This window comes from Cupriavidus sp. R6-3 (assembly GCF_059772245.1).
On record NZ_JCBAJO010000202.1, the window covers coordinates 1 to 8,646 of the forward strand.

Consider the following 8,646-nt stretch of genomic DNA (forward strand, 5'->3'; position numbering starts at 1 on the left):
GGCCAGTTCGCGGATCTTGCGGACCGTATCGAGATCGGCCTCGTGATAGGCCGACTTGACGATCTCGGCGTAGCGGTCGTCGCCGCTGGCGTCGACCGCCGGCATCGTGGTCTCGTAGGTGAAGCGCAGCAGCAGCGCGCCCGGACCGGGCGTCTCGATGGTCATCGTCAGCGTGCCGCCGGCATGGTCGGCGGTGGCGGCGGTCTCGTAACGGACCGAGCGGCGCGATTCGAACACGACCCGGTCGCGCACCTCGGCCTTGCCGAAATGCAGCACGCGCTCGATCCAGTCGTCGCCGCGGCCGGTGATTTCGGCGCGGTCCAGGCCCAGCACGAACAGCTCCGGCGACTGGCCGCGCAGCACCAGCCCCTGCCAGACCTGGTCCGCCGTCAGCGGGTCCAGCGCCGGCATGTTGGGGTCATTGATCTCTACCAGATGCACGAAGCGCAACTTGATTCTCCCTCTTGCTCAAGCCGCCATTATGAAGGCCCCGCGCCGGGGCCGCATCCCGCAAAGCAAAAAGCCCGCGGATGCGGGCTTCGGGCTCTGGAATCGAGATGGCCGTCGTCCCCGCGCGAGCGGGGGACGAGGCTCACACTCAGATCTCCTCGTACAGCGGCAGCGTCAGGAATTCGGCGAACGATTCCGACGTCGACATCTGCTCGAAAATCTCCGCGGCGCGGTCGTAGGTCTTCGTGTCGCCGCCGACCACTTCCTTGACCTTGGCCAGTTCTTCCGGAATCAGCGCGCGCACCATCTCGGCGTTCACCTTGCGGCCGTCTTCCAGCACGCCCTTCGGCGAGCGGATCCACTGCCAGACCTGCGAACGCGAGATCTCGGCGGTGGCGGCGTCTTCCATCAGGTTGTGGATCGGCACGCAGCCGTTGCCGGCCAGCCAGGCGCCCAGGTAATGGATGCCCACGTTGATGTTCATGCGCAGGCCGCCTTCGGTGATCGGCGTTTCGGGCTGGAAGTTCAGCAGGTCGGCGGCGCTCACGTTGACGTCCGGGCGCTGCTTCTCGAACTGGTTCGGCTTGTCGCCCAGCACCGCGACGAATTCCTTCATCGCCGGCTCGACCAGGCCCGGGTGGGCCACCCAGCCGCCGTCATAGCCGTCGGTCGCATCGCGGCGCTTGTCGCCGATGATTCCCTGCATCGCGATCTCGTTCTTCTCCGGATCGTTCTTGATCGGGATCAGCGCGCTCATGCCGCCGATCGCCGGCGCGCCGCGCTTGTGGCAGGTCTTGAGCAGCAGCAGCGCGTACGCGCGCATGAACGGCGCGGTCATCGTGACCTTGGCGCGGTCGGCCAGGCAGAAGTTCTTGTCGGTCTTGAACTTCTTGATGCACGAGAAGATGTAGTCCCAGCGGCCGGCGTTCAGGCCCGCGCTGTGCTCGCGCAGTTCGTACAGGATCTCCTCCATCTCGAAGGCGGCCAGGATCGTCTCGATCAGCACGGTCGCCTTGATGGTGCCCTGCGGCAGGCCGATCTCGTTCTGCGCCATCACGAAGATGTCGTTCCACAGGCGCGCCTCGAGATAGCTTTCCATCTTCGGCAGATAGAAGAACGGACCGGCGCCACGCGCGATCTGCTCCTTGGCGTTATGGAACAGGAACAGCGCGAAGTCCCAGATGCCGCCCGACACGCGCTGGCCGTCGATGGTCACGTGCTTCTCGTCCAGATGCCAGCCGCGCGGACGCACCTGCAGCGTGGCGATCTTGTCGTTCAGCTTGTAGACCTTGCCCTTGGCCTCGAGCGTCAGCGTGCGGCGCACGGCGGCCTTCAGGTTGACCTGGCCCTGCAGCTGGTTGTGCCAGTTCGGGGTGTTCGAGTCCTCGAAGTCGGTCATGTAGCTGTCCGCGCCCGAGTTGAACGCGTTGATGACCATCTTGGCTTCGACCGGGCCGGTGATTTCGACGCGGCGGCACTCCAGCGCCTTGGGGATCGGCGCGATCTTCCAGTCGCCTTCGCGGATCGACTTGGTCTCCGGCAGGAAGTCGGGGCGCTCGCCCGCGTCCAGGCGCTTGGCGCGTTCGACGCGCGCGGCCAGCAACTGCTGGCGGCGCGGCTCGAAGGCGCGGTGCAGCTTGTCCACCAGGGCCAGCGCTTCCGGCGTGAGGATATCTTCGTAGGCCGGCAGGATTTCGCCGGTAATCTTCATGCCCGCAGGCAACGTGATGGCCATCAATGTTCTCCTGTGATCGATGGGGGTTGTGCCATGCCTGCCCTCTTCATCCCTGCGCGACGGCAATGCCGCGTGCGCGCACGAAATCGAGCAGGTCGTTCATGTCGTGCCCGGTCCCGCTCGGCTCGGCGTCGAGCCGCTCCGCCGGGTGGCCGGCACGATTGATCCAGAACGTGGTGTAGCCGAACCAGGTCGCGCCGCACGCGTCCCAGCCGTTGGACGAGACAAACAGCATCTCGTGCGCCGGCACGCCGAAGGCCGCGGGACCGAGCGCATAGGCGGCCGGGGCGGTCTTGTACTGGCGCACCGCGTCGACCGACAGCACATGGTCGAACAGGCCCTGCATGCCGGCGCTCTTGACCGAGATGTCCAGCATCTCGGGATTGCCGTTGGACAGGATGCCCAGCGGCAGCCCGGCCGCGCGCAGGCGGCGCAGCGCGCCCAGGTTCTCCGGAAAGGCCGACAGGCAGGCGTACTCCTTCAGCAGCTGCGCCTCGGCCGCGGCATCGAGCCGCAGCGCCAGCCGCTGCGCCGCATAGCGCAGCGCGTCGACGGTGATCGCCCAGAACGGCTTGTACCAGGCCCCGTCCGGCGCGGCCAGGGTGCGGATCCGCGTGTAGTCGATCTGGCGGTCGCGCCACAGCAGCGCCAGCGCCTCGCCCTTGCCGGGAAACAGCTGCTCCGCGCGCGCCGTGACGGAATACACGTCGAACAGCGTGCCATAGGCATCGAAGACGACGGCGCGGATCGGGTTCATAGCGGGCAAGGACCAGGGTTGGCGGCCGCGGCGCAGGGCCGGCGTACCACGAATTCCGAGCATTGTAGGCAGGCGCTGCAGCGCGGCATAGCCGACCCGGGTCACTTGATCTTTTACTTTTGCCCTACTAATCTTGGCGAACCGTCGGAAGATCCGAAACCAATATCGGCTCCGACCCTGCCATCCGCTGACCGGCACGTATCGCCAAGATCGCTTTGTGTCCGGGCAGCCGCAAACCGTCGGGGACACGTGGATCATTTCAAGCAACTGGCGACCTTCGTCTCGGTCGCCTCGCGCGGCAGCCTGTCCGCGGCCGCCACCGCCGAGGGCGTCGCGCCGGCCATCATCGGCCGCCGCATCGACGCGCTCGAGGAACGGCTGGGCGTCAAGCTGCTGGTGCGCACCACCCGCAAGATCACGCTGACCTTCGAGGGCTCGGCCTTCCTGGAAGACTGCCAGCGCATCCTGAACGATCTGCAGAACGCCGAGGCCAGCGTGTCGGCGGGCGGCGTCAAGGCCAGCGGCCATCTGCGCGTGACGGCACCGGCGGGCTTCGGCCGCAAGCACGTGGCGCCGGTGGTGCCGCTGTTCATCGAGTCGCATCCGGACGTGACCATCACGCTGGACCTGTCGGACCGCGTGGTCGACCTGGTCAACGAGGGCTTCGATTGCGCGATTCGCCTGGGCGACCTGCCCGATTCGAGCCTGGTGTCGATCCGGCTGGCCGAGAACCGCCGCGTGGTGGTGGCGGCGCCCTCGTATCTGGCGCGGCGCGGCACGCCGCAGCTGCCGGAGGAACTCGCCGCGCACAACTGCCTGGCCTTCGGGGCCAGCGCCAACGTGCAGCGCGGCTGGGTGTTCCAGCAGGACGGGCGGCCGGTCACGGTCAAGGTCGGCGGCAATATGGAATGCACCGACGGCGCGGTGCTGCATGCCTGGTGTCTGCAAGGACACGGGCTTGCGTGGCGCTCGTGGTGGGAGGTCGGCCACGAGATCGCGACCGGGCGCCTCGTGACGGTGCTCGATGAGTTCCAGGCGCCGCCGATCGGCATCCATGCGGTGTTTCCGCAGCGCAAGCATCTGCCGTTGCGGGTGCGGCTGTTTATCGATCATCTGAAGAACACCTACGGCAACCCCGCCTACTGGCGCCGGGGCGAACAGGCGCCGCTGCCCGCCGCCGACGAGCCGGTCGGTGCCTGACCCGGCACGACGATCGGGCAAGGGTTCGCCCCCGATGCATTAGCCGCCACACTGGCTACAATGAAGTCAGGGCGGGCCCGGTTTTGTCCGCCCGTTGTCCGCCCGCTTCCGGTGCCCCTCGGGTATGCCTTTGGACTCATCGCAAGGAGATCGGCCATGTTCAAGCACATCCTGCTCCCCACTGACGGTTCGGAGCTGTCCAAGAAAGCGATCGACGGCGGCATCGAACTGGCCAGGGCCATCGGCGCCCGGGTCACGGCCTATGTCTGTCTCGAGGAATATCCGTACACGCCCTTCAGCGAAATCGTGGTCGAGGCCCCGCAGGCCTTCAAGGACCGCATCGAGGCGCAGGCGCGCATCTATCTGAAGGAGGTCGAAACCGCCGCGACCGCGGCCGGTGTGCCTTGCGACACCGATATGTCGACCTTCGCGGTGCCCTATCTGGGCATCATCGACGCGGCCGAACGGCATGGCTGCGACGTGATCTTCATGGCCTCGCACGGCCGCCGCGGCCTGTCCGGCCTGCTGCTCGGCAGCGAGACGCAGAAGGTGCTGACGCATACCGATATTCCGGTGATCGTCTACCGGTAAGGCAGCACCTTCGCTGAACCCCTTCCCCTCTCCCTCTCCCGCCATCGGGAGAGGGAGACGGAGAGGGAGAACCCACTACATCAAGCCACCTTCTTGTCGAAGAACTGCTCGTCCTCGGTCGAGCCCTTCAGCGCGGTGGTCGACGACTGGCCGCCTTCGATGGTCTGCGTGACCGCGTCGAAGTAGCCGGTGCCGACTTCGCGCTGGTGCTTGACCGCGGTGAAGCCCTTCTCGGCCGCCTTGAACTCGGCTTCCTGCAGTTCGACGAACGCGCTCATCTGGTTGCGCGCATAGCCGTAGGCCAGGTTGAACATCGAGTAGTTCAGCGAGTGGAAGCCGGCCAGCGTGATGAACTGGAACTTGTAGCCCATCGCGCCCAGCTCCTTCTGGAACTTGGCGATGGTGGCGTCGTCCAGGTTCTTCTTCCAGTTGAACGACGGCGAGCAGTTGTAGGCCAGCAGCTTGCCCGGGTACTTGGCGTGCACCGCCTCGGCGAACTTCTTGGCGAATTCCAGATCCGGCTTGCCGGTTTCGCACCAGACCAGGTCGGCCACTTCCGCATAGGCCAGCGCGCGTGCGATCGACTGCTCGATGCCGGCCTTGGTGCGGTAGAAGCCTTCGACGGTGCGCTCGCCGGTGCAGAACGGCTTGTCGCGATCGTCGATGTCCGAGGTCAGCAGATCGGCCGCTTCCGCGTCGGTACGGGCGATCACCAGCGTCGGCACGCCCATCACGTCGGCGGCCAGACGCGCGGCGGTCAGCTTGGCGACGGCCTCGCGGGTCGGCACCAGCACCTTGCCGCCCATGTGGCCGCACTTCTTGACCGAGGCCAGCTGGTCTTCGAAGTGCACGCCGGCGGCGCCCGCTTCGATCATCGCCTTCATCAGCTCGAAGGCGTTCAGCACGCCGCCGAAGCCCGCTTCCGCGTCCGCCACGATCGGCGCGAAGAAATCGATGTCGCCCTTGCCTTCGCTCCACTGGATCTGGTCGGCACGCTGGAAGGTGTTGTTGATGCGCTTGACCACCTGCGGCACCGAGTTGGCCGGATACAGCGACTGGTCCGGATACATCTCGCCGGCCAGGTTGGCGTCGCCGGCGACCTGCCAGCCCGACAGATAGATCGCCTTCAGGCCAGCCTTGACCTGCTGCATCGCCTGGTTGCCGGTCAGCGCGCCCAGCGTGTTGACGAACGGCTCGGTATTGAGCAGATGCCACAGCTTCTCGGCACCGCGGCGGGCCAGCGTGTGCTCGATCTGGACCGAGCCGCGCAGGCGCACCACGTCCTCGGCGGTGTAGTGGCGGCTGATGCCCTTCCAGCGCGGGTTGGTTTCCCAGTCTTGCTTGAGCTTTTGTGCTTCGATTTCGCGGGACATGTCACTCTCCTGTTGATGGGGTTCGGCAAATCTGTGCGACGCGACCGGAGGGGGAGCCGGTCTGCCGACCTGGGGCACCGGGTGCCGGTTTCAGCGTTCCGGCTACGCCGCAAGTCATATGTCTTATATAAGAGTGTAGAGAAGCGTCCCGCGACGCAACAAGGCTCGATGCGGCCTGCGCCGCAGATTTTTTATCCTTATATTTCAGTAGTTTATCGAAAACATTTCACGATGCGGCAAGACCTTTCCCATCATGAGAAACGACCGTTGTGCCACGCATCCATGTATTTTTGCGGACCAAAACGTCTTTCCGCATCGTGAAATTGTGTGCAAGCGCTGTCGGGCGGTTCAGCCGGCCGCAACCCGGGCGCGCCGGTAGGCCACCCAGTCGCCGCCTTCGATCTCCGGCAGGCTGCGCACCGCCTCCGCGCCGACCGGATAGAGCAGGCAGCGCCGCTTGCCATCGGCGCATGCCACCTCCTGCTCGGTGCGCACGAACAGCGTCGCCTGGCCCGGATAGACCTCCTCGATCTCGTCGAGCACGGGAATCAGGGCCTCGTCGATCTCGTAGATGTCCCCGACCACGCGCGGACCGCCGGGCAGGCCAGCGCTGTCCGGCTCAAGCGCCGCCGGCACATAGCCCGGATAGCTGCCGAAGTCGTAGAGCCGCCCCGGCACGCTGCCGCTGCCGACCAGCCGCGGCGCCGGCAGGCCATGGCGGCGCGCCGCCTCGTTCAGGTCGTTGACCTCGCCGGCGCGCAAGGTGCCATAGACGAACACCAGCGCCATCGTCAGCCCTGCTTCGCGCTCACCGCGCTCACCGGGCTCGCCAGGTCGACGTCCGACACCAGCACGCCGTCCTCGTCGACGTAGATCCAGTTGCCCGGACGCACTACCGCACCCGGCATCTGCAGCGCGACGTCGCGCTGCCCGCTGTTGCGCTTCTCGCTCTTGCGCGGATGCACGCCCAGCGCGCGGATGCCGATGTCGCAATCGTTGAGCTCGACGGTGTCGCGCACATAGCCGTTCAGCACGATGCCGGCCCAGCCGTTCTTCTCGCCCAGCTGGCCGAGATTGCCGCCGACCAGCGCGCAGCGCGCCGAGCCGCCGGCGTCGACCACCAGCACCCTGCCCTGTCCCGGCGACTCGAGCGCCTCGCGCACCAGCGAGTTGTCCTCGAACACCTTCAGCGTCATGGCGGGGCCGGCGAAGCGCGCGCGCTTGCCGAAGGCCTGCCAGCCCGGCGTCAGCACGCGCAGCGAGCCGTCGGCCAGGCGTGCCTCGTGATCGTCGCAAAGGTCGGTGGTGGCGAAATCCATGGCAATTCACTCCTCGATCAGCAGGGAAACAAAGGGGGAAAAGGGGAAAAAGCGGACAAAGCGAAAAACGCGAAGACGGGCGCGATGCCCGGGTGCGCCCGATGGTGCGGCGCAACCGAAGCATCATAGTGGAAAACGAGCGGGGGAAGACCGGGCAGAAGCGCGGAAGCAAGTCCGCGCGGAAGGCCGGGCAGAAACTCCGAAGGAAGTGCGCGCGGGAGGCCGGGCCGAAGGCCGAAGGCCGGAGAAGGCCGAAGGCCGGAGAAGGCCGACGCAAGGCCCGCGCCGGCGCACCCCCCAACAGTCCTTACATCTGCTTGAACAGATACGCGTACTGCCGCGCCACCGCCAGCGTCTCGGGGCGATTGCGCAGCTTAAGCGTGAGCCGTCCCAGCGACTGGTTGACCGCGGCGGCGACGCAGTCGATGTTGACCACCGTGCCGCGATGGATCTGCCAGAAGCGGTCCGGATCGAGCTGCTGGGTCAGCTCGCGCAGGCTGGTGCGGATCAGCGCCTCGCCGCTGCTGGACACCACGTTGACGTACTTGTCGGTGGCCTCGAGGTAGATCACCTCGTCGACCGGGATGATCCGCACCTCCTGGCCGACCAGGGCCTTGATGAAGCGCAGGTACGGCCCGCCGGTGCGCGCGATGGTGTCGCGGTCCAGCGCCTCGAGCCGGTTCAGCAACTGCTCCAGCCGCTCGCCTTCGAGCGCGCCCGCCGAGGCGCTGCCGTCCATCGTCTGCGGCGGCATCGCCAGCCGCGTCTTCAGCCGGTTCACGGTCGCCTCCAGCCGCTCACGCTGGATCGGCTTGAGCACGTAGTCGACGGCGGCGCTCTCGAAGGCCTCCAGCGCGAACTGGTCGTAGGCGGTGACGAACACCACCAGCGGCGCGCCGGGCTTGCCCAGCAGGTCGCGCGCCACCTCCATGCCGGTGATGCCCGGCATCCGGATATCGAGAAAGGCGACGCGCGGCGCGTGCTGGCGCACCGCTTCGAGCGCCGACACCCCGTCATGCACGGTCGCGACGATCTGCGCCTCCGGCCACAGGCTGGACAATTCGGCATGCAACACGCGGGCAAGGAGCGGTTCGTCGTCGGCAATCAGCAGGGTCGGCGTCATCGTGGAGTCGGTGGCAGTCGATCGGGGATCATCGACGGTCGTCGGCGGACCGTCAGCGGTAACGAAACGGGGCGGGCCCGCGGCGACAGTCCGCAGGC

The 8,646-nt window shown here is 66.7% G+C and carries 9 protein-coding genes; 2 read left to right on the forward strand and 7 right to left on the reverse strand.

Annotated features, from left to right (window positions below; translation table 11 throughout):
• The 3 genes from AC6EI8_RS21305 to AC6EI8_RS21315 all read right to left on the reverse strand — a co-directional run.
• Nucleotides 1–450, reverse strand: a 450-nt coding sequence (locus AC6EI8_RS21305) for an SRPBCC family protein (RefSeq protein ID WP_498382797.1), incomplete at its 3' end; no start/stop codon positions are given.
• Between the two features lie 148 nt (nucleotides 451–598).
• Nucleotides 599–2,185 carry a malate synthase A gene (aceB, locus tag AC6EI8_RS21310; RefSeq protein WP_498382798.1) on the reverse strand — a complete coding sequence of 529 codons (1,587 nt, stop codon included), beginning with the start codon at nucleotides 2,183–2,185 and terminating at the stop codon, nucleotides 599–601.
• 46 nt (nucleotides 2,186–2,231) lie between these two features.
• Nucleotides 2,232–2,942: a haloacid dehalogenase type II gene (locus AC6EI8_RS21315; RefSeq protein ID WP_422648508.1), complete on the reverse strand. Its 711-nt coding sequence runs from the start codon at nucleotides 2,940–2,942 to the stop codon at nucleotides 2,232–2,234.
• A 249-nt stretch (nucleotides 2,943–3,191) separates the two neighbouring features.
• Between AC6EI8_RS21315 and AC6EI8_RS21320 the strand changes: the two genes are divergently transcribed.
• Nucleotides 3,192–4,142, forward strand: a complete 951-nt coding sequence (locus AC6EI8_RS21320; RefSeq protein WP_149319062.1) for a LysR family transcriptional regulator — start codon at nucleotides 3,192–3,194, stop codon at nucleotides 4,140–4,142.
• 156 nt (nucleotides 4,143–4,298) lie between these two features.
• The gene (locus AC6EI8_RS21325; protein WP_149319063.1) at nucleotides 4,299–4,733 is read left to right on the forward strand and encodes a universal stress protein; all 435 of its coding nucleotides are present in this window, start codon (nucleotides 4,299–4,301) and stop codon (nucleotides 4,731–4,733) included.
• An 80-nt stretch (nucleotides 4,734–4,813) separates the two neighbouring features.
• On the opposite strand, the gene aceA is transcribed toward AC6EI8_RS21325, so the two are convergent.
• The 4 genes from aceA to AC6EI8_RS21345 form a co-directional block, all read right to left on the reverse strand.
• On the reverse strand, nucleotides 4,814–6,106 hold the full coding sequence (aceA, locus tag AC6EI8_RS21330) for an isocitrate lyase (protein ID WP_149319064.1): 1,293 nt from the start codon (nucleotides 6,104–6,106) through the stop codon (nucleotides 4,814–4,816).
• 348 nt (nucleotides 6,107–6,454) lie between these two features.
• Nucleotides 6,455–6,895 carry a gamma-glutamylcyclotransferase family protein gene (locus AC6EI8_RS21335; RefSeq protein ID WP_226108818.1) on the reverse strand — a complete coding sequence of 147 codons (441 nt, stop codon included), beginning with the start codon at nucleotides 6,893–6,895 and terminating at the stop codon, nucleotides 6,455–6,457.
• 2 nt (nucleotides 6,896–6,897) lie between these two features.
• Nucleotides 6,898–7,425: a ribonuclease E activity regulator RraA gene (gene rraA / locus AC6EI8_RS21340; protein ID WP_226108817.1), complete on the reverse strand. Its 528-nt coding sequence runs from the start codon at nucleotides 7,423–7,425 to the stop codon at nucleotides 6,898–6,900.
• A 307-nt stretch (nucleotides 7,426–7,732) separates the two neighbouring features.
• Nucleotides 7,733–8,548 carry a LytR/AlgR family response regulator transcription factor gene (locus tag AC6EI8_RS21345; protein WP_149319066.1) on the reverse strand — a complete coding sequence of 272 codons (816 nt, stop codon included), beginning with the start codon at nucleotides 8,546–8,548 and terminating at the stop codon, nucleotides 7,733–7,735.
• Between the last annotated feature and the right edge of the window lie 98 nt (nucleotides 8,549–8,646).